Annotated in this window: 16 protein-coding genes; 12 read left to right on the plus strand and 4 right to left on the minus strand. The window is 71.5% G+C overall.

All coding sequences use genetic code 11. The annotated features are described in order from the left end of the window. The first annotated feature begins 32 nt into the window (after nucleotides 1–32). From ACP4IX_RS06715 to ACP4IX_RS06725, 3 genes are all read left to right on the plus strand, one after another. Nucleotides 33–944, plus strand: coding sequence for an SGNH/GDSL hydrolase family protein (locus ACP4IX_RS06715; protein WP_426554978.1), 912 nt, complete (start codon nucleotides 33–35; stop codon nucleotides 942–944). 76 nt (nucleotides 945–1,020) lie between these two features. Further along, nucleotides 1,021–2,007: an aldose epimerase family protein gene (locus ACP4IX_RS06720; RefSeq protein ID WP_426519545.1), complete on the plus strand. Its 987-nt coding sequence runs from the start codon at nucleotides 1,021–1,023 to the stop codon at nucleotides 2,005–2,007. Between the two features lie 343 nt (nucleotides 2,008–2,350). Then, nucleotides 2,351–3,652, plus strand: a complete 1,302-nt coding sequence (locus ACP4IX_RS06725; protein ID WP_426554979.1) for a pyroglutamyl peptidase — start codon at nucleotides 2,351–2,353, stop codon at nucleotides 3,650–3,652. On the opposite strand, the gene ACP4IX_RS06730 is transcribed toward ACP4IX_RS06725, so the two are convergent. From ACP4IX_RS06730 to ACP4IX_RS06740, 3 genes are all read right to left on the minus strand, one after another. After that, nucleotides 3,624–4,448, minus strand: coding sequence for an EI24 domain-containing protein (locus ACP4IX_RS06730; RefSeq protein ID WP_426554980.1), 825 nt, complete (start codon nucleotides 4,446–4,448; stop codon nucleotides 3,624–3,626). The genes ACP4IX_RS06725 and ACP4IX_RS06730 overlap by 29 nt on opposite strands. A gap of 168 nt (nucleotides 4,449–4,616) precedes the next feature. Continuing rightward, nucleotides 4,617–5,036 (minus strand): organic hydroperoxide resistance protein, encoded by a 420-nt coding sequence (locus tag ACP4IX_RS06735; RefSeq protein ID WP_426519551.1) that lies wholly within the window; start codon nucleotides 5,034–5,036, stop codon nucleotides 4,617–4,619. Nucleotides 5,037–5,149: 113 nt separating this feature from the next. Further along, complete coding sequence (locus ACP4IX_RS06740) at nucleotides 5,150–6,172, minus strand: NADP-dependent oxidoreductase (RefSeq protein ID WP_426519553.1); 1,023 nt, start codon at nucleotides 6,170–6,172, stop codon at nucleotides 5,150–5,152. 98 nt (nucleotides 6,173–6,270) lie between these two features. On the opposite strand from ACP4IX_RS06740, the gene ACP4IX_RS06745 reads away from it, so the two are divergent. Next, a complete protein-coding gene (locus tag ACP4IX_RS06745; protein WP_426519555.1) occupies nucleotides 6,271–6,711 on the plus strand; it encodes a MarR family winged helix-turn-helix transcriptional regulator in 441 nt (146 codons plus the stop codon). A gap of 175 nt (nucleotides 6,712–6,886) precedes the next feature. Here ACP4IX_RS06745 and ACP4IX_RS06750 read toward each other — a convergent pair whose 3' ends face one another. Next, nucleotides 6,887–7,606 carry an SCO2400 family protein gene (locus ACP4IX_RS06750; protein WP_426519557.1) on the minus strand — a complete coding sequence of 240 codons (720 nt, stop codon included), beginning with the start codon at nucleotides 7,604–7,606 and terminating at the stop codon, nucleotides 6,887–6,889. 214 nt (nucleotides 7,607–7,820) lie between these two features. Here ACP4IX_RS06750 and ACP4IX_RS06755 point away from each other — a divergent pair, with 214 nt between their 5' ends. The 8 genes from ACP4IX_RS06755 to ACP4IX_RS06790 all read left to right on the plus strand — a co-directional run bounded on the left by ACP4IX_RS06755 (nucleotide 7,821) and on the right by ACP4IX_RS06790 (nucleotide 18,221). Next, nucleotides 7,821–8,987 (plus strand): mandelate racemase/muconate lactonizing enzyme family protein, encoded by a 1,167-nt coding sequence (locus tag ACP4IX_RS06755; RefSeq protein ID WP_426519559.1) that lies wholly within the window; start codon nucleotides 7,821–7,823, stop codon nucleotides 8,985–8,987. Then, nucleotides 8,984–9,988, plus strand: a complete 1,005-nt coding sequence (locus ACP4IX_RS06760) for a zinc-dependent alcohol dehydrogenase (RefSeq protein ID WP_426519561.1) — start codon at nucleotides 8,984–8,986, stop codon at nucleotides 9,986–9,988. Before ACP4IX_RS06755 ends, ACP4IX_RS06760 begins: the two co-directional genes overlap by 4 nt. 224 nt (nucleotides 9,989–10,212) lie before the next feature. Next, nucleotides 10,213–11,184, plus strand: a complete 972-nt coding sequence (locus ACP4IX_RS06765) for a hypothetical protein (protein ID WP_426519563.1) — start codon at nucleotides 10,213–10,215, stop codon at nucleotides 11,182–11,184. Between the two features lie 138 nt (nucleotides 11,185–11,322). After that, complete coding sequence (gene chvE, locus ACP4IX_RS06770) at nucleotides 11,323–12,435, plus strand: multiple monosaccharide ABC transporter substrate-binding protein (RefSeq protein ID WP_426554981.1); 1,113 nt, start codon at nucleotides 11,323–11,325, stop codon at nucleotides 12,433–12,435. A gap of 32 nt (nucleotides 12,436–12,467) precedes the next feature. Next, the gene (gene mmsA / locus ACP4IX_RS06775) at nucleotides 12,468–14,018 is read left to right on the plus strand and encodes a multiple monosaccharide ABC transporter ATP-binding protein (RefSeq protein WP_426519567.1); all 1,551 of its coding nucleotides are present in this window, start codon (nucleotides 12,468–12,470) and stop codon (nucleotides 14,016–14,018) included. Then, on the plus strand, nucleotides 14,015–15,259 hold the full coding sequence (gene mmsB, locus ACP4IX_RS06780; RefSeq protein WP_426519569.1) for a multiple monosaccharide ABC transporter permease: 1,245 nt from the start codon (nucleotides 14,015–14,017) through the stop codon (nucleotides 15,257–15,259). The genes mmsA and mmsB overlap by 4 nt, the downstream gene beginning before the upstream one ends. A gap of 67 nt (nucleotides 15,260–15,326) precedes the next feature. Continuing rightward, a complete protein-coding gene (locus ACP4IX_RS06785; RefSeq protein WP_426554982.1) occupies nucleotides 15,327–16,475 on the plus strand; it encodes an aldose epimerase family protein in 1,149 nt (382 codons plus the stop codon). Nucleotides 16,476–16,577: 102 nt separating this feature from the next. After that, on the plus strand, nucleotides 16,578–18,221 hold the full coding sequence (locus ACP4IX_RS06790; RefSeq protein WP_426554983.1) for a pyridoxal phosphate-dependent aminotransferase: 1,644 nt from the start codon (nucleotides 16,578–16,580) through the stop codon (nucleotides 18,219–18,221). Nucleotides 18,222–18,241: the final 20 nt, after the last annotated feature.

Consider the following 18,241-nt stretch of genomic DNA (forward strand, 5'->3'; position numbering starts at 1 on the left):
GTTGGAGGCACGAGCCGAGGGGTGGGACCGGTATGGGGCAGGGGACGGGCCAGGGGACCCGGAGCGGCCGTCGCCGTGCGCGCGCCGCGCTCGCCGCCCTGGCCGCCGCCGTCATGGGCGTGACCGGCTGCGACGCCGTGGGCGGCGACTCCGCCGGCCCGTCCGGTTCGCCGTCGAAGCGGCCGAGGCCGGCCCCGGTCTGGGACACGACCCCGGCGTCGGTCGCCGCCGTGGGCGACTCCATCACCCGCGGCTTCGACGCCTGCATGGTCCTGTCGGACTGCCCCGAGGTGTCGTGGGCGACCGGCAGCAGGGCCGAGGTCGGCAGTCTCGCCGTACGGCTGCTGGGGAAGACCCGGGCGGCCGAGCGGAGCTGGAACTACGCGGTCACCGGGGCCCGGATGGCCGACCTGACCGGGCAGGTGGCCCGGGCGGTGGCACGCAGGCCCGAACTGGTGACGGTGATGGTCGGGGCGAACGACGCCTGCCGGGAGACGGCCTCGGCGATGACCCCGGTGCCCGACTTCCGGACCCAGTTCGAGGAGGCCATGGCCGCCCTGCGCAGGAGCCTGCCCAAGGCGCAGGTGTACGTGGCGAGCATCCCGGACCTGAAGCGGCTGTGGTCCGAGGGGCGCACCAACCCGCTGGGCAAGCAGGTGTGGAAGCTGGGCATCTGCCCGTCGATGCTGGGCGACGCGGACTCCATGGACTCGGCGGCGAAGCTGCGGCGGAACACCGTGCGGGAGCGCGTGGAGGACTACAACGAGGTTCTGCGGGAGGTCTGCGCGAAGGACCTGCGGTGCCGCACCGACGACGGCGCGGTGCACGAGTTCCGGTTCGGCACCGACCAGTTGAGCCGCTGGGACTGGTTCCACCCGAGTGTGGACGGCCAGGCCCGGCTCGCCGAGATCGCGTACCGCGCCGTCACCGCCGAGCAGCCCTGACCGGGGCCGGCCGGTTACTGGCCGGTGTCGACCGGTGCCGACCGGCGCTGACCTGGAGTGTCCTAGAGTTCCGCACATGAACGAACTCTTCGGCACACTTTCCGACGGCACTCCCGTCCACCGCTGGACCCTGGAGCGGGCCGGCGTACGGGTACGGGTCCTGTCGTACGGCGGGATCGTGCAGTCGGCCGAGGTCCCGGACCGGGACGGCAACACCGCCGACGTGGTGCTGGGGTTCGCCGACCTGGACGGCTACGTGGCCCACCCGGAGCCCTACTTCGGCGCGCTCGTCGGACGGTACGCCAACCGGATCGCCGGCGGCCGTTTTGCGCTGGACGGGCGGACGTACGCGCTGGCGCGGAACAACGGGCCGAACTCGCTGCACGGCGGCGAGCGCGGCTTCGACAAGCGCGTGTGGGACGTGGAGCCCGTCGGGGACGGCGCGCACGCTGTCCGGCTGAGCCGGGTCGGCGCGCACGGCGAGGAGGGCTTCCCGGGCCGGCTGGAGCTGTCGGCGACGTACACGCTGGAGGAGTCGGGCGCGCTGCGGATCGCGTACGAGGCGGTCACGGACGCGCCGACCGTGCTGAACCCGACGAACCACAGCTACTTCCACCTGGGCGGGGCGGGAGCCGGGCACGCGGGCGGCCACGAACTGCGGCTCGCCGCCTCCCGGATCACGCCGGTCGACGCCGACCTGATCCCGACGGGCGCCCTGGAGGACGTCGCGGGCACGCGCTTCGACTTCCGGCAGGCGCGGAAGGTCGGCACCGGCTACGACCACAACTTCGTCCTCGACAAGGGGGTGACCGGCACCGCCGAGGAGGTCGCCGAGCTGTACGACCCGGCGTCGGGACGCGTGCTCACGGTGGCGACGACCGAGCCCGGGCTCCAGCTGTACACCGCCGACCACCTGGGTGAGCCGTTCGCGCCCGGGGACGGCATCGCGCTGGAGACGCAGCACTTCCCCGACTCCCCGAACCGGCCGGAGTTCCCGAGCACGGTGCTGCGGCCGGGCGAGGTGTTCCGCTCGGAGACGGTGTACGGCTTCTCGGCGCGGTAGGCGGGGGGCGTACTCGGTACCCACCCGTGCTCGACGCGTTACTGAGCCCCGGCCCGGATGTCAGGTCCCGGGCCGGGGCTGTTCGTGGGGGGTACGCCCGTCGAAGGGCGTTCCTGCCCAGACGGTAACCGCCGTGGTGGTCCCGGGGCCGGCGATCGGGCGTCCGGTCCGAAGTCCGTACCAACCCTTCACAAACGCCCACCAGCCGGTCGCCGCGTGTCGCGGTGCCGCCTCGCCGGCCCGGCGGCCACGAGGCCACGCGCCATGGCGCACGCCCCTTCCGTCACGCGATACTGCCGCCGTCCGACGGGCACCCCACGGCGACGGAAGGACCTGGACTCCCTTGGCACACACACGCGTTCGGATCGGCGTACTCGGACTGGCCCTGGTGGCGGGGCTCGCGGTCCCGGCGACGGCCACGGCGGCGCACCCGGCCGCCGCACCCGCACCCCGGCCCGCGCCCGCACCGACCGCCGAGGAGCGGCGGCTCGACGGTGACGTACCCCAGGAGATCCTGCGACGGTCCGGTTTCGCCGCGGTGGCGCCGGGGTTCGCCCGCGGGCTCGGGCGGGCGGACTCCTACCGCGAGGCCCGCCGTGTCGTCGCGCGGGAGGGCTCGGCACTGTGGCGGCGGGCCGTGGACCGGGCGCAGGGGCGCGGGCCGGCCCGCGGGGACATCAGCCGGGACGACGACCGGCCGCTGTACTGGGCGCGGCTCGGGATGACGCGGGAACTGCGCGTCTGGGAGCCGGGGTTCCGGCTGACGGACCGACAGCGGGCCGCGCTGCTGGGGGAGCTGGAGCGCGCCTCGCGCGGCCAGAGCGACATCCGCCTGCCGCACACCGGGGCCGACCGGCACGGCAAGGGCCTGAAGCGGGTCCTGCTCACCGGTTTCGACCCGTTCACCCTGGACCGCGACATCCGGATCTCCAATCCGTCCGGCGCCGCCGCGCTCGCCCTGGACGGCACGGTGATCGACACGCCGGACGGGCCCGCTCGGGTGGAGACGGCCGTGTTCCCGGTGCGCTGGCAGGACTTCGCGCAGGGCGCGGTGGAGCGGGCGCTGCGGCCGTACCTGCCGGAGGTGGACGCGTTCACGACCGTGAGCCAGGGCCGGGTCGGCCGGTTCGACGTGGAGCGGACCAACGGTGCCTGGCGGGGCGGTTTCGCCGACAACGAGAACGTGTCCCGCACGGAGACGGTGCCCGTCGCCGACCCGGCCTCGCAGCCGCAGTGGACGACGACCACACTCCCGTACGAGGCGATCGCGGCCGCGGACACCGGCCGCTTCCCCGTGTACGACAACACGAGCGTGACCGAGATCCCGGCGGGTGGCACCGAGCCGGTGGTACGGCCGGACGGGCCCACGCCCGGTTCGACGGCTCGCGCGGGGGGCGGCGGGGACTACCTCTCCAACGAGATCGCCTACCGGGCGACCCTGCTGCGGGACCGGCTCGGGCTCGACACCACGCTGCCGGGCGGGCACGTCCACACGCCGGTGCTGCAGTTCGGGACCGGGAACACCGATCCGGCCACCGGGACCGTCACCGACCCCGCGTTCGTGCGGAACCGGCTGGACATCGTGGCGCAGGTGCGGGCGATCGTGGCCGTGGCGGTCAGTGCGCCGGGGCCGGACCGGAGCTGACGGCCGGGCCGGCCGACCCGCCGTCGGGCCGGTCGCCGGCGCCGTCACGGGTCTCCTCGCCCAGCAGTTCGCGGGCGAGGAGCGTGGCGCCGGCGACCGCGCCCGGCATCAGGAACACGGCGACGAACGGCACCAGGAAGGCCACGCCCAGCGGGGTGCCGAAGCCCCAGACCAGCATCCTGCGCGAGCGCAGGAGGGCGAGGCGGTCGCGCAGCTCGACCCCGCGGCGCTGGAGGGCGACGGCGGTCAGTTCCTCCGTGAGGAAGAAACCGGTGACGACGAAGCCGATCACCGGCACGACCGTCTGGCCGACGACCGGGATGAGACCGAGGGCGAAGAGCAGTACGCCCCAGACGGCGGCGCGGACGAGGATCCGGAGGCTGTCGCAGCCCGAGATCCACAGCTCGCGCATGAGCGGCAGGTCCGACTCGGGAGCGGTGCCGTCCGGGGAGACGTCGCGGTCGACCCGCTCGGAGAGGCTCTCGTAGAAGGGCTGGCCGACCAGCAGCGTGACCGCGGTGAAGGTGAGGACGGCCAGGAGCAGGGAGAGCGCGAACAGGACGGCGGTGAGCAACCCGCGGAAGAGTCCGAGCCAGGGGCTCGACCAGTCGTCGGCGAAGGGGGTCGCCCAGGCGACGAAGTCCGTGCCCCACAGCGCCAGCGCGACCAGCGCCGCCGCGTACAGGACCAGTGTGATCAGGCCCGGGAGGAGCCCGAAGCCGTAGCTCTTGCCGTGCCGGGCCACCCAGCGCTGGCCCTTCAGGAGTTGGCCGAATCCCGCCCCAAGATCACGCATGGGCAGAACTCTACCGGTCGGCAACGGCGCTCCCCCGCCGTGATCGAGTCGTACCCGCTCGGCCCGGCGCCACCGGTCGGCGGGGGCCGGGAGGCACCGGTCGTACGGGCGGCGGCGCACGGGGCGGCGCCCAGGGTGTGGGTACCGCCCCGCACGGGACCGGGCCGGTCAGACGAGCGTCACGGTGATGTTGCCGCGGGTCGCCTTGGAGTACGGGCAGACCTGATGGGCCTTCTCCACCAGCGACCGCGCGGTGGCGGCGTCCACCGCCGGGATCTCGGCGGAGATCTCGACGATGATGCCGAACCCGTCGTCGTTCTTGCCTATGCCGACCTTCGCGGTGACGGTCGAACCGGAGACGTCGGCGCCCTCCTGCCGGGCCACGACACCGAGCGCACCCTGGAAGCAGGCGCTGTACCCGGCGGCGAACAGCTGCTCCGGGTTGGTGCCGGCGCCGTTGCCGCCCATCTCCTTGGGCGGGTTCACGACCACGTCGATCTTGCCGTCATCGGTGGCCACCCGCCCGTCGCGGCCGTTCTCGGCGGTGGCGACGGCGGTGTAGAGGACCTCGGACTGCTGAATGGGCATGCGGTTGTCTTCCTCCTCGGTCCGCCGTGACTCGCGCCCACGATCACGACAGATTTCGGAAAGACGCTACCGCATGGCGGAAACTCAGTGAAGGCCGCTCCACCCGTACGGGGTCAGAGCTTGACGATCATCTTGCCGGTGTTGTCGCCGCGCAGGACGCCGAGGAAGGCCTCCAGGTTGTTCTCGATGCCCTCGACGACCGTCTCGCGGTACTTCAGCTCGCCGGAGCGGACCCACGGGCCGACCTCCTGGACGAACTGCGGCTGGAGGTCGTAGTGGTCGCCGACCAGGAAGCCCTCGATGCGGCCCCGGGTCTGGATCAGGCGGGCGAGGTTCTTCGGTCCGGGGGCGGGCTCGGTGTTGTTGTAGACGGAGATCATGCCGCAGACGGCGATACGGCCGTCCCGGTTGAGGGAGCCGATGGCGGCCTCCAGGTGGTCGCCGCCCACGTTGTCGAAGTAGACGTCGATGCCGTCCGGCGCGGCGGCGCGCAGCTGCTCGCTCACCGGGCCCTCCTTGTAGTTGAAGGCGGCGTCGAAGCCGTACTCGTCGACCAGGAGCTTGACCTTCTCGTCCGAGCCGGCGGAGCCGATGACCCGGGAGGCGCCCTTGAGCTTCGCGAGCTGCCCCACCTGGCTGCCGACGGCACCGGCGGCGCCGGAGACGAACACCGCGTCGCCCTCCTTGAAGGAGGCGGTGCGCAGCAGACCGGCGTAGGCGGTGAGCCCGGTCATGCCGAGCACGCCCAGGTACGTCGACAGCGGCGCCGCGTCCGGGTCCACCTTGACGGCGTTCTTCGCGTCCACCGCGGCGTACTCGCGCCAGCCGGAGAAGTGCAGGACGTGGTCGCCGACGGCGACGCCCTCGGCGTTGGAGGCGACGACCTCGCCGACCGCGCCGCCCTGCATGGGCTTGCCCAGCTCGTAGGGGGCGACGTAGGACTTGGCGGCGCTCATGCGGCCGCGCATGTAGGGGTCGACGGAGACGTACAGGTTGCGTACCAGCACCTGGCCGTCAGCCGGGGCCGGGACCTCCGCCTCGACGAGGGCGAAGTCCTCGGGCTTGGGCCAGCCGACCGGACGGCTGACCAGATGCCATTCGCGGTTGACGGCGGGGAGGGCGGGGGAGTCGGTCATGGGGGCACCTTTCCGGGGAAACATAGATGCTTCAGGGTCTGAAACAACCATGCGACTGAACATTTCAGCTTGTCAAACAAATGGGTACCCTGGTTTCCATGGCCACACCACGCGACACGACCCGCCGACCCGACGCACTCACCCTGGAAGTCGTCGAGCTGATCGGCGAGGTCGTGGCCCGCTTCCACGCCGACTACGAGGAGGCGGCCGCGGATCGCGCCCTGACCGGGGCACAGGCCAGGCTGCTCAGCCTGCTGTCGCTGGAACCGCTGCCGATGCGGAAACTGGCGCAGAAGCTGAAGTGCGAGCCGTCGAACGTCACCGGGATCGTGGACCGGCTGGAGGCCCGGGGACTGGTCGAACGGCGCGCCGACCCCGGCGACCGCCGGGTGAAGGTGGCCGCGGCGACGGAGGAGGGGCGGCGGGTGGCACGGGGACTGCGGGAGTCACTGCGGTTCGCGCGGGAGCCGCTCGCGGGGCTGTCGGAGGAGGAACGGGTGGCCCTGCGGGACGCGCTGCGGAGGATGCTGGGGGACTGAGGCCGACGGGGCGGACCGGTGTTCGCCGGCGACCGGCGTCGCCCTGAAGGGGGCGGGTCCCCCGGCACGGCACGGCTCACGGGGGCGCACGCCCGGGATCGCGGGGCCACGCCGCACCGGCCGCGGAGCTGCGTGCACCACCGGCAGCCGGGCTACATCCCCACCGGCCGCGGGGCTACGTGCACCACCACAGGAACCGGTCGCACGTTTCGGTCGGGGTCGGGTCCGGCGAGGCCGTCGGGGCGGGGGTCGTCGTCGGGGGCGGGGCGTCCGGGACCGTTGACGGCGAGCCGGGGGCCGGGGACGTCTCCGGTGCCGCCGCCGGGGGTGCCGACGGGGTCTCGGCCTCGCCCGCCGCCCCCGTCGGGTCCTCCGCGCCCGGGGAGGCCGAAGCCGACGCCGACACCGTTGTCGAGGCGGACGCGTCGGGTGACGGCGCGCCCGAGGCGGTGGTCGTGCTCGACGTCCCGTCGGCCGGTACGGCCGAGGACTCCCCCGCCCGTCCCGCCTCCCCCACCTCACGCGTCGCCCCGCCGTCCGTCGTCTCGCCCCCGGCGGCGGCCGGCTTCGCCCGGGAGCCCGGGGCGTCCTCGCCGAGTTCCGCGAGACTCAGTCCGCCGGCCGCCAGGACGAAGCCCGCGGTGACGAACAGGGTCCGGCGGCGGCGTCGGCGGTGTGCCGCGGCTTTGCGGTCGCGACGGGCGGCCCGCCCGCCGCGGGAGGCATCGCCGGGCGCCCCGCCGGCGGCGTCCGCCTCCCCGGCCGCCCGCCTCGGGCTCTCCTCGCTCTCCGCCGTGCAGACGCCGGACACGCGGAGTTCTTCGACCGGCGCGCCGCACCCCGGGCAGGCGAGGGCGCCATTGAGGTGCCGTCGGCACGGGTGGCAGTAGTCCATGACGCGGGAAGGGTAAGTTCCGCGACGGCCGCGTTCCTAGAGGCGCCTGTGAAGGTTGTGTGGGGAAGCGGCCGGGCCCGCTCCGCCCGTACTTTCGAAACTGCCGAAACCCTTATGTGTCCGACCCATTGACACCCCGACCGCGCCCTCCTTACTGTCACGCCAGCATTTCGAACGAGTGACGAAATATCGAACACAGCGAAGGGCAGCCGCCGTGCGCATCACCGGAATCAGCACACACGTGGTCGGGACGCCGTGGCGCAACCTGACATACGTCCAGGTGCACACCGACGAGGGCATCACCGGAGTCGGCGAGACCCGGATGCTGGGGCACACCGACGCACTCCTCGGCTATCTGAAGGAGGCCGAGGCCAACCACATTCTCGGCTCCGACCCGTTCGCTGTCGAGGACCTGGTCCGCCGGATGAAGTACGGCGACTACGGCCGCGCCGGCGAGATCGTGATGTCCGGCATCGCCGTGGTCGAGATGGCCTGCTGGGACATCAAGGGCAAGGCCCTCGGCGTCCCGGTCTGGCAGCTGCTGGGCGGCAAGGTCACCGACAAGGTGAAGGCGTACGCCAACGGGTGGTACACGACCGAGCGGACGCCGGAGGCGTACCACAAGGCAGCGCAGGGCGTCATGGAGCGCGGGTACCGGGCGCTGAAGATCGACCCGTTCGGCACCGGGCACTTCGAGCTGGACCAGCAGCAGACGAACTACGCCGTGTCGCTGATCGAGGCCGTGCGGGACGCGATCGGGCCGGACGCCGAGCTGATGCTGGAGATGCACGGCCGGTTCTCGCCCTCCACCGCCGTCCGGCTCGCGCGCGAACTCGCGCCCTTCAAGCCGGCCTGGCTGGAGGAGCCGGTCCCGCCGGAGAACCTCAAGGCGCTGCGGAAGGTCGCCGAGAAGGTCGACATCCCGGTCGCCACCGGTGAGCGCATCCACGACCGGATCGAGTTCCGCGAGCTGTTCGAGGACCAGTCGGTGGACATCATCCAGCCCGACGTCGGCCACATCGGCGGCATCTGGGAGACCCGGAAGCTCGCCGCCACCGCCGAGACCCACTACACGCTCGTGGCGCCGCACAACGTGGGCGGGCCGGTCCTCACCGCCGCCAGCCTCCAGGTCGGCTTCACCTCCCCGAACTTCAAGATCCTGGAGCACTTCAACGACTTCGCGGACGCGGAGATCAAGAAGGTCGTGAAGGGCGCGCCGCAGGTGGACCCGGAGGACGGCTGCTTCCACCTGTCCGACGCGCCCGGCCTCGGCGTCGAGCTGGACACCGACGCGGCGGCCGAGTTCCCGCAGCAGCAGGCGCGGTTCGACCTGTGGGCCGAGGGCTGGGAGCAGCGCAAGCCCAAGGGGACCGGGGCGTGAGCGGCGCGGTCGTCATCGAGGCGCCGGGCGAGCACCGGCTCGTGCCGCACGAGCCGCGTGAGCCCGGCCCCGGCGAGGCGCTGGTGAGGGTGCACGCGGCCGGGATCTGCGGCAGCGACCGCGAGGTCTACCAGGGCAACCGGCCCGAGGGATACGTGCGTTACCCGCTCACCCCCGGGCACGAGTGGTCCGGGACCGTGGAGCGGGTCGGCGCCGGGGTGCCCGCGTCGCTCGTCGGGCGCGGGGTCGTCGGCGAGGGGTTCCGCAACTGCCAGGTCTGCGACCGCTGCCACGCGGGCGAGACGACGCTGTGCACGGCGGGGTACGAGGAGACGGGGTTCACCCAGCCGGGGGCCATGGCGTCCACGCTGACGCTGCCCGCCCGCCTCCTGCACGTCCTGCCCGACGGCGCCGACCTCACCGCCGCCGCCCTGCTGGAGCCGGCCGCCTGCATCGCCGCCGCCGCGCTCAAGGCGAACGCCCGCCCCGGCGAGCGGGTCGCGGTCGTCGGCACGGGGACGCTCGGCATGTTCGCCGTGCAGTTCCTGCGTGCCGCGTCCCCGGGTGAGCTGCTGGTCGTCGGCACGCGCGGGGACCGGGAGGCGCTCTCCCGGCAGTACGGCGCGACCGACTTCCGCACGAGGGACCAGCTCCTCCCGGACGACTTCGACGTCGTCATCGAGACCGCCGGGTCCGCCGGCGCCGCCCGCACCGCCGCCGGGCTGCTCCGCAGGGGCGGGCGGCTGGTGCTGACCGGCATCCCGGCGCCGGGTGCCGACGGACTCGACCCGACCGACCTGGTCGTACGGCAGTTGGAGGTGCAGACCGTCTTCGGGGCCGCGCCGGACGCCTGGGCGCACACGGTGCGGGTCTTCGCGGCCGGGCTGCTCGATCCGCGGCCGCTGGTGACGCACGAGCTGCCCCTCACGGAGTTCCAGCAGGCCATCGAACTGGTGGGGTCCGGTGACCCGAAGGTCGGCAAGGTGCTGCTGCGTCCCTGACGCCCACCCCTGAGCCGTACGCCGGTACGGGGGCGACCTGACGGTCTCCGTACCGGCGTACATCCATCCGCACGGGCTTCCTCCGCGGCTCGCTCCCCTCTCCGGCCTCACGTCCCGTTCCCTCTCCGGTTCCGCCTCCGGCCTCCTCTCTCCGGTTCCACCGCCGGCTTCCCCTCCCCGAAGCCGCGAACTTCGTCCGACATACCGAACACTAAGGACAGCTTGTGACCGACGCTTCCGCCAAGGCCGCCGCACGCAGGCCCGGTGAGCAGGCGCTCACCGCCCTCGGCCTGGCCGCGCCCGCCCCCGACCCCGCCGACGCCTCGCCGCACTCCTTCCCGGAGGGTGGCCGCTGGCGCACCGAGATCCCCTCCTGCGAAGGGCCGGAGGCGCTGGGAGTGGTGCTGAAGGAGTCCTCGCGGCTGGACGTGCCGATCCACCGGATCAGCCAGGGCAGCGGCGTGTGGATGCTGACCGACGCCGAGATCACCGAGATGGTCGAGGCCACCGCCGAACGCGACATCGAGCTCTGCCTGTTCACCGGCCCGCGCGGCACCTGGGACATCGGCGGATCCACCCGGACCGACTCGGGCGGCGCGGGTCTGCGCGCCCGCGGCCACGACGCGGTCGCCGGGTGCGTCGAGGACGCCGTGCGCGCCACCGAGCTGGGCGTCAAGTGCCTGCTCGTCGCCGACGAGGGCGTGCTGTGGACGCTGCACCGGGCGCGGACGGCGGGCCTCATCCCCGCCGACACCACGCTGAAGCTGTCGGCGCTCGTGGGGCCGGTCAACCCGGCCTCGTACGCGGTGTACGAGCGGCTCGGCGCCGACTCCATCAACGTGCCCAGCGACCTGACTCCGGACCACCTGACCGAAATACGGCGGGTTTCGGCCGCGCCCATGGACATGTACATCGAGGCTCCCGACGACCTCGGCGGCTACGTGCGGATGTACGAGGTCGCCGAGCTGGTCCGGCGCGGCGCCCCGCTGTACCTGAAGTTCGGTCTCTCCAAGGCGCCCGGGATCTATCCGTACGGCCACCACCTGCGGGATCTGACGCTGGCCACCGCCAAGGAGCGGGTGCGGCGCGGCCGGCTCGCGCTGGATCTGCTGGCGCGGCACGGGGCGGACGGGGACATGGCCCCGCTCGGCACGCGACTGCCGGGCTCGCTCAACCGGTTCGAGATCTCGTCATAACGTTCCGGAAACTCCCTTCACAAAAGAAGACACAGCCGCGCACAATCCCACACACCTGCTCTCGGTCGTTCCACCCTCAGCTTTTCGCGTGCCGGCACCACCAGACCGAGCCCTGCACCCACATCAAGGATGATGACCATGCGCAACCGCAGAGCCGCACTCGCCGCCGTAGCCTCCGCCGCCTCCCTCGCCCTCACCCTGACCGCCTGCGGCCAGAACAGCGAGGGCGGCAGCGAGGAGGACAAGGGCGGTGGCAAGGGCGGAACCATCGGCATCGCGATGCCGACCAAGTCCTCCGAGCGCTGGATCTCCGACGGCGCCAACGTCGAGAAGGAACTGAAGGCCAAGGGGTACGAGACCAAACTCGTCTACGGCGAGGACGACCCGGACCAGCAGGTCTCCCAGATCGAGAACATGATCACGCAGGGCGTGGACGCCCTGGTCATCGCCGCGATCGACAACAAGTCCCTCAACAACGTGCTCCAGCAGGCCAAGGACGCCGACATCCCGGTCATCTCCTACGACCGGCTGATCCTCGGCACGGAGAACGTCGACTACTACGCCTCCTTCGACAACAGCAAGGTCGGCGAGCTGCAGGGCACGTACATCGTCGAGAAGCTCGGCCTGAAGGACGGCTCCGAGAAGGGCCCCTTCAACATCGAGCTGTTCGCCGGCTCCAACGACGACAACAACACCAAGTACTTCTTCAACGGTGCGATGAGCGTCCTGAAGCCGTACATGGACAAGGGCGACCTGGTCGTCCGGTCCAAGCAGACCGCCCTCAACCAGGTCACCACCCTGCGCTGGGACGGCGGCACCGCGCAGAAGCGCATGGACGACCTGCTCACCTCCAGCTACCGCAGCGCCCGGGTCGACGCGGTGCTCTCGCCGTACGACGGCATCTCCATCGGCATCCTGTCCGCCCTGAAGTCGGACGGCTACGGCTCCGCGAGCAAGCCCATGCCGGTCGTCACCGGCCAGGACGCCGAGGTCGCCTCGGTGAAGTCGATCATCGCGGGCGAGCAGACGCAGACCGTCTTCAAGGACCTCCGCGAACTCGCCAAGGTCGCCTCGAACATGGTCGAGGCCTCCCTCAACGACAAGGAGCCCGAGGTCAACGACACCAAGTCGTACGACAACGGTGCCAAGGTCGTCCCCGCCTACCTGCTGCAGCCGGTCAGCGTCGACAAGGCCAACTACGAGAAGGTCCTCGTCGAGGGTGGCACGTACTCCGCGGACGACCTCAAGTAACCGGGCCCCCTCAAGGATTGGAAGGCACGACCATGGCGGGACCCGTCCTGGAAATGCGCTCGATCGTCAAGACCTTTCCCGGTGTCAAAGCGCTGTCGGACGTCACCCTGACCGTCCGCCAGGGCGAGGTCCACGCCATCTGCGGTGAGAACGGCGCCGGCAAGTCGACCCTGATGAAGGTGCTCTCCGGCGTCCATCCGCACGGCAGCTACGAGGGGGACATCCTCTTCGACGGCGAGACCTGCCGGTTCAAGGACATCCGGGCGAGCGAGCAGCGCGGCATCGTGATCATCCACCAGGAGCTGGCGCTGGTGCCGTACCTCTCGATCGCGGAGAACATCTTCCTCGGCAACGAGCACGCCAAACGCGGACTCATCAACTGGAACGAGACCCTCAGGCACGCCACCGAACTGCTGCGCCAGGTCGGTCTCGACGAGCACCCGGAGACCCGTGTCGCCGACATCGGCGTGGGCAAGCAGCAGCTGGTGGAGATCGCCAAGGCGCTGTCCAAGAAGGTGAAGCTGCTCATCCTCGACGAGCCGACGGCGGCGCTCAACGACGAGGACAGCGGCAAACTCCTCGACCTGATCCTCTCGTTGAAGGAACAGGGCATGACCTCGATCATCATCTCGCACAAGCTGAACGAGATCCGCCGGGTCGCCGACTCGGTCACGATCATCCGCGACGGGCGGTCCATCGAGACGCTCGACGTGAAGGCGGCGGAGACGACCGAGGACCGGATCATCAGCGGGATGGTCGGCCGCGACCTGGAGAACCGCTTCCCGGAGCGGACCCCGCACCACCCGGAGGAGGGCACCGCACCCGCCCTGGAGATCCGCAACTGGACCGTGCACCACCCCATCGACCAGCAGCGCAAGGTCGTCGACGACGTCTCGATCGACGTGCGGCGCGGCGAGATCGTCGGCATCGCCGGGCTCATGGGCGCCGGCCGCACGGAACTCGCGATGAGCGTGTTCGGCCGCACCTACGGCCGGTACGCGGGCGGCACGGTCCTCAAGGACGGCACCGAGATCCGTACGAAGACCGTCCCGGAGGCGGTGGGGCACGGCATCGCGTACGTCACCGAGGACCGCAAGCACTACGGCCTCAACCTCATCGACACCATCAACCGGAACATCTCGCTGACCGCGCTGGGCAAGGTCGCCAAACGGGGTGTGGTCGACGAGCACGGGGAGCGGCAGGTCGCCGAGGACTTCCGCAAGTCCATGAACATCAAGGCGCCGACCGTCTTCGAGCCGGTGGGCAAGCTGTCCGGCGGCAACCAGCAGAAGGTCGTCCTCAGCAAGTGGATCTTCGCGGGTCCCGAGGTGCTGATCCTGGACGAACCCACGCGCGGTATCGACGTGGGTGCCAAGTACGAGATCTACACGGTCATCGACCAGCTGGCCGCCCAGGGCAAGGCGGTCGTCTTCATCTCCTCCGAACTGCCGGAGCTGCTCGGCATGTGCGACCGCATCTACACGATGGCCGCGGGGCGGCTGACGGGTGAGTTCTCGCGGGCCGAGGCCTCGCAGGAAGCGCTGATGCGTCAGATGACGAAGGACAAAGAGGTAACCCGATGAGCACGGACGTGACCGCCAAGACCCCGGCCCCCGCGCCGCCCGGCAAGGACGGGGCGGCCTCCGGCGGCGGCCTGCTGCAGCTGATGCTCGACGGCATGCGCCGCAACATGCGCCAGTACGGCATGCTGATGGCCCTCGGCCTGATCGTGGTGCTGTTCGCCGTCTGGTCCGACGGCGACCTGCTGCTGCCGCGCAACGTCTCCAACCTGGTGCTGCAGAACAGCTACATCCTGATCCTCGCGATCGGCATGATGCTCGTCATCATCGCGGGCCACATCGACCTGTCGGTCGGCTCGCTGACGGCGTTCATCGGCGCGATGGCCGCCGTGCTCATGGTCGACAACGACCTGCCCTGGCCGGTCGCGGTGGTGCTCTGCCTGGCCATCGGCGCGGCCGCGGGCGCGGTGCAAGGGTTCTTCATCGCCTATCTGGGCATACCGTCGTTCATCGTGACCCTGGCGGGCATGCTGCTCTTCCGCGGTCTGACGGAGATCTTCCTGAAGGGCCAGACCCTCGGCCCGTTCCCGAAGGACCTGCAGAAGATCGCCAACGGCTTCCTGCCCGAGGTCGGCCCGAACACCAACTACCACAACCTCACCCTGCTGCTGGGCTTCGCCCTGATCGCCTTCGTGGTGTTCCAGGAGGTCCGCGACCGCAAGCGGCAGCAGGAGTTCGCCCTCGAGGTGGTGCCGGTCAAGCTGTTCGCGCTCAAGCTGGTCGCACTGGTCTCCGCCGTCCTCGTCGTCACGCTGCTGCTCGCCAGCTACAAGGGCGCCCCGGTCGTGCTGCTCATCCTGGGCGTGCTGGTCGTCGGGTTCGGCTACCTGATGCGCAACGCGATCATCGGCCGCCACATCTACGCCATCGGCGGCAACCTGCCCGCGGCCAAGCTGTCGGGCGTGAAGGACAAGAAGGTCACCTTCCTGGTCTTCCTGAACATGGGCATGCTCGCGGCCCTGGCGGGTCTGGTCTTCGCCGCCCGCTTCAACGCGGCCTCTCCCAAGGCCGGCCTCAACTTCGAGCTGGAGGCCATCGCCGCCTCGTTCATCGGCGGCGCGTCGATGAGCGGCGGCGTCGGCACGGTCCTCGGCGCGATCATCGGCGGCCTGGTCCTGGGCGTGCTGAACAACGGCATGAACCTCGTCGGCATCGGCACCGACTGGCAGCAGGTCATCAAGGGCGCGGTACTGCTGGCGGCGGTCGGGTTCGACGTGTGGAACAAGCGCAAGGTCGGTTCGTAACGGTCTGGGGCCCCGCCGCTCGAGGCGGGGCCCGCTTCTTTTTCACGGAAGTACAGGAGCCGCACACATGGAACTGAGCAGACGCACGGTCATCGCAACGGCGACCGCCGCGGGCATCGCCGCCGCGACCGCCGGCGGCACGGCACACGCCACGGGAGGCAGGAAGCCGGTGAAGGAGCTCTTCGGCAAGCTCGCCGACGGCACGAAGGTGTACCGCTGGTCGCTGGAGAACGGCGGCACGCGGATGAAGGTGCTGTCGTACGGCGGCGTCGTCCAGTCCCTGGAGATCCCCGACCGCCGGGGCCGCCACGAGAACGTCTCCCTGGGCTTCGACAACCTCGACGACTACGTGGCCCGCAGCCCGCACTTCGGCGCCCTGATCGGGCGGTACGGCAACCGCATCGCCAAGGGACGCTTCACCCTGGACGGCAAGGAGTACCAGCTCTCCGTCAACGACGACGAGAACTCCCTGCACGGCGGCGCCCTCGGCTTCGACTACCGGGTGTGGGACGTCGAGCCGTTCACCGAGGGCTCCGACGTCGGCCTGGTCCTGCACTACACCAGCGTCGACGGCGAGATGGGCTACCCGGGCACGCTCAAGGCGAAGGTGACGTACACCCTCACCCGGCGCGGCGAGTGGCGCATCGACTACGAGGCCACCACCGACAAGGCCACCGTCGTCAACCTCACCAGCCACGTCTACTGGAACCTGGCCGGCGAGGGCAGCGGCACCGTCGAGGACCACGAGCTGTCGATCGCCGCGTCCCGCTACACGCCCACCGACGCGGGCCTCATCCCGACGGGCGAGCTGGCGAAGGTCTCCGGCACGCCCTTCGACTTCCGCCGGGCCAAACCGATCGGCCGGGACATCCGCGACGCCCACCCGCAGCTGGTCACCGCCAAGGGCTTCGACCACAACTGGGTGCTGGACAAGGGCATCACGGAGCGCCCCGAGCACATCGCCACCCTGCGCGACCGCGCCTCGGGCCGCACCCTGCGCATCGCCACCGACCAGCCCGGCCTGCAGTTCTACTCGGGCAACTTCCTCGACGGCACCCTGACCGGCACCGGCGGCTCCCTCTACCGCCAGGGCGACGCCCTGTGCCTGGAGACGCAGCACTTCCCGGACTCGCCGAACCAGCCGTCGTTCCCGTCGACCGTGCTGCGGCCCGGCGAGACGTACCGGACGACGACGGTGCACTCGTTCGACGCGTGAGGGCACACTTTCTTCACACGCGTTGAACGGTGTCTCATCCCCCTTCGTATGTAAGGGCGGTCCGCGCTCCCCGGCGCGGGCCGCCCACCTACGGAGGTCCGCTTGTCCGGGAACGTCACCTCGCTGTTCCGCGGCACCGCGGCGCACAGCCCGTCGACGGCGGCGCCGACGCCGGAGAGCGGCGAGGCGGCGGGCGCCGGCCCGGTCGACTTCTGCGTCCCCTGCAACCCGTACTTCCCCACCCCGGCGATGTTCGACGAGCTGGCCGGCCGGCTGCGCGACATCCTCACGTACTACCCGAGCAGCGCAGACACCGTCACCGCCGAGCTGTGCGGCCTGCTCCAACTGCCCCCGCAGTGCGTGGCCATGGGCAACGGCTCCACGGAACTCATCACCTGGATCGACCACCTGCTGGTCCGCGAGTCCCTCGCCGTGCCCGTCCCCACCTTCGGCCGCTGGACCGACCAGCCCGTGGAGACCGGCAAACGGGTCGACATGTTCCCGCTCCAGGAGGCCGGCGGCTTCGCCCTCGACCTCGCGCGGTACGCCGGGTTCGTCCGGGACAGGGGGACGCGGGCGGTGGTGGTCTGCAACCCCAACAACCCCGACGGCGGCTACCTGCCCAAGCAGGCGCTCGTGCGGTTCATGGACGCGATGGCCGACCGGGACCTGGTCGTGATCGACGAGTCGTTCCTGGAGTTCGCCGACGCGGAGGCGGAGCCCAGCGTGGTCCATGAGGCGATGCTGCGCCCCAACGTCGTCGTCCTGCGCAGCCTCGGCACGAACTTCGGGCTGCACGGCATCCGCTTCGGCTACCTCGTCGCGGGCCCGGCGCTGGCGGGCCGGGTGCGCGCCATGCTCCCGAAATGGAACCTCAACTCTCTCGCCGAGCACGTGGTGTTCATGCTGCGCGACCACGGCGCCGAGTACGCGCGAAGCCTCCACCAGGTCCGCCGCGACCGCCTGGAGATGGCCGGCCGGCTGTCCGCGCTGCCCGGCCTGACCGTCTACCCCTCGCAGGGCAACTTCCTCTTCGTGCGCCTCCCCGTGGGCGCCGAGGGCACCGCCGTCCGGGACCGCATGCTCACCGAGCACCGGGTCCTGGTCCGTGAATGCGGCGACACGATCGGTTCGTCCAGCCGCTTCCTGCGTCTCGTGGTGCGCCCCCAGGTCGACGTGCGTCGCCTGGTGTCCGGTCTGGAACAGGTGCTCTACGGGGCCCGGAGGGGAGCCGCCGTACCCGAGCCCGCCACCGGGACCGGCTACAGCTCGGGCACGGCGGCGGTGGACCGCCTGATGAGCGAGACCAACGGGGCCGGCCTGCGGGGGATCGCCGCCCAGGCCGCCGGTGCCGGTGCCGGTGTCCCGGGGCTCGCCGCCGCCCCGGTCGCCGGCAGCGGCATGCCGCTCCCCGCCGCGGTGCCCGTCGCCCCGGCGACACCGCGGCAGGTCCCGCAGGCGGTGCCGGTCCCCCAGCCGGCGCCGTATCCCGGACCGGTGCCGGTCCCCCACCCGGCACCGGTCCCGCAGCCGCCCGCGCCCGCCCCGGCACCGGCACCGGCCCCGGCCCCGCAGCCCATGCCCTCCCCGGTGCCCGCCGGCCCCACCCCGCCCGGCGTACCGGCCCTCGGCGGCCTCACCGCCGCCCAGGTCAGGGGCACCGACGGTCTGGAGTCGGCCCCGGCGACGGGCCGGCCGGGAGCGCGGAGCCGGCCGGACGCGGCGGGCATGGGCCGGACGGGGTGAAGGTGAGGGTGCGGACGGTG

The organism is Streptomyces sp. WG5, assembly GCF_049974565.1.
In the GTDB taxonomy this organism is placed as follows: Bacteria; Actinomycetota; Actinomycetes; order Streptomycetales; family Streptomycetaceae; genus Streptomyces.

What these genes read in the sequence shown, in the direction of transcription:
- ACP4IX_RS06715 (WP_426554978.1), top strand. Translation starts at nt 33, where the DNA reads ATGGGGCAGGGGACGGGCCAGGGGACCCGGAGCGGCCGTCGCCGTGCG.
- ACP4IX_RS06720 (WP_426519545.1), top strand. Translation starts at nt 1,021, where the DNA reads ATGAACGAACTCTTCGGCACACTTTCCGACGGCACTCCCGTCCACCGC.
- ACP4IX_RS06730 (WP_426554980.1), bottom strand. Translation starts at nt 4,448, where the DNA reads ATGCGTGATCTTGGGGCGGGATTCGGCCAACTCCTGAAGGGCCAGCGC.
- ACP4IX_RS06735 (WP_426519551.1), bottom strand. Translation starts at nt 5,036, where the DNA reads ATGCCCATTCAGCAGTCCGAGGTCCTCTACACCGCCGTCGCCACCGCC.
- ACP4IX_RS06740 (WP_426519553.1), bottom strand. Translation starts at nt 6,172, where the DNA reads ATGACCGACTCCCCCGCCCTCCCCGCCGTCAACCGCGAATGGCATCTG.
- ACP4IX_RS06745 (WP_426519555.1), top strand. Translation starts at nt 6,271, where the DNA reads ATGGCCACACCACGCGACACGACCCGCCGACCCGACGCACTCACCCTG.
- ACP4IX_RS06750 (WP_426519557.1), bottom strand. Translation starts at nt 7,606, where the DNA reads ATGGACTACTGCCACCCGTGCCGACGGCACCTCAATGGCGCCCTCGCC.
- chvE (WP_426554981.1), top strand. Translation starts at nt 11,323, where the DNA reads ATGCGCAACCGCAGAGCCGCACTCGCCGCCGTAGCCTCCGCCGCCTCC.
- mmsA (WP_426519567.1), top strand. Translation starts at nt 12,468, where the DNA reads ATGGCGGGACCCGTCCTGGAAATGCGCTCGATCGTCAAGACCTTTCCC.
- mmsB (WP_426519569.1), top strand. Translation starts at nt 14,015, where the DNA reads ATGAGCACGGACGTGACCGCCAAGACCCCGGCCCCCGCGCCGCCCGGC.
- ACP4IX_RS06785 (WP_426554982.1), top strand. Translation starts at nt 15,327, where the DNA reads ATGGAACTGAGCAGACGCACGGTCATCGCAACGGCGACCGCCGCGGGC.